This window comes from Colwellia sp. SU-HH01217 (genome assembly GCF_057543495.1).
In genome coordinates this window covers 1-1298 of sequence record NZ_BAAJLX010000034.1, presented here as the reverse complement: position 1 = coordinate 1298, position 1298 = coordinate 1, and the positions used below count along the sequence as shown (strand labels likewise).

Here is a 1298-nt window from a genome sequence, read left to right as displayed (position 1 = left end):
CTAACTATGGAGGTTTTGAGTCTTATGAGAATTTTAGTTTTTATTTTATCCTTTATTTCTCTAAATTCTTTAGCTGAAGAAGTTATTGAAATTGAATATTCTTTTGACTTTTCAGGTGTGCTTTTAAAGCAACCCCAAATGTCAAAAGTTAAAGATGTTTCATTTATTGTTAATAAACATATTGAAGAATATTACAATCAAGACAACCAATTTTTTTGTGGTGGAGTTTACATGCTAACTCCAGATCAGGAACTTAAAAATGCATATGAAAATGGGGCTGTGAAAGTAGTTAGTGAGTTTGGGTATACAAATAGCTTTAAAGCATATACTCCAATCAGGCAACTAGTACAAAACCCAGAGAGAAAGGCTATTTTTAATGGCTATCATTTTATTTCGAGTAATCGTTAGCTAACAAGTCAATAAAGCGGGACTGCTAACAGTTTGCTCGGTTTCGCTTCGCTTCACATTTTAGCAAGCTATTATCAGCCCCTTATTGGGGCGTTAGGCTTTCAACGGAGTAACCTCATGGATAGAGCACATTTTATAGTTTGTTTATTTCTAGGTGTGTTTTTCGCATATATATCGGTACCTGTTTTTGGTTATGGTGCCGCAATCGCTATTCCAGTTGATATGCTTCTGTCTTTTGCTAAAAACTTTCCCACTGCAACATTTGCTGCCATAGATTTAATAACTCAAGCTTTACCACTTTGTCTTATCTATTGTGTTTTAGCTTTGCTTATAAAGCATTTTAAATTAGCAAATCACTGGGGCTATCTGTTATTAGGTATACCTTTCTATATTCTGCATTCATATTTTTTTATACTGCAGTTACCTTCTCAAAACTTAGGGCATACACTCGGTGTTTTATTGCCTAAATATATTGCGTTGGGTCTTTTTATTTTATACTTTGCTAATCAGGCGCTTAATAAAAAAAAAGCCTAACAAGAAATTAAACAAGGACAAAAAACAGTTGGTTTTGCTCCTTCGTCGCTTATTTTAACCAACTATTTTTTGCCTGTTAATTAGGCGTTAGTTTGCTCTAAAGTTTTACTAGGGAAAGTGGTTTCAAATTCTGGTGAGTTTGTTAATCAAAGTGGTTCATCACAGGAAGTGTCTAGGTTTTACTTGTCGCGTTTAGCGTTCAAACTTCCATGTAATGTAAATCCCTTTAATTCTTAACTTTTCAATAGTTTGTTGGTAATGTTGCGGTAATAAAATTTAGAGTTGTTTGTTTAGGTTAGGTGGGGCGGTCAAGCCGCATCAAGTCCGCATAACTAACAAGCAATTTAATAGGACAA

Annotated in this window: 2 protein-coding genes; both read left to right on the top strand. The window is 34.1% G+C overall.

From position 1 onward, the window contains the following. Positions 1-408 (top strand): hypothetical protein (locus AC27G3_RS18090; protein WP_487124022.1); only part of this gene is annotated, 408 nt, incomplete at its 5' end. A gap of 117 nt (positions 409-525) precedes the next feature. Next, positions 526-942, top strand: a complete 417-nt coding sequence (locus AC27G3_RS18085) for a hypothetical protein (RefSeq protein WP_487124020.1) — start codon at positions 526-528, stop codon at positions 940-942. Positions 943-1298: the final 356 nt, after the last annotated feature.

Coding starts and splice junctions, on each gene's coding strand:
- AC27G3_RS18085 (WP_487124020.1), top strand. CDS start 526: ATGGATAGAGCACATTTTATAGTTTGTTTATTTCTAGGTGTGTTTTTC.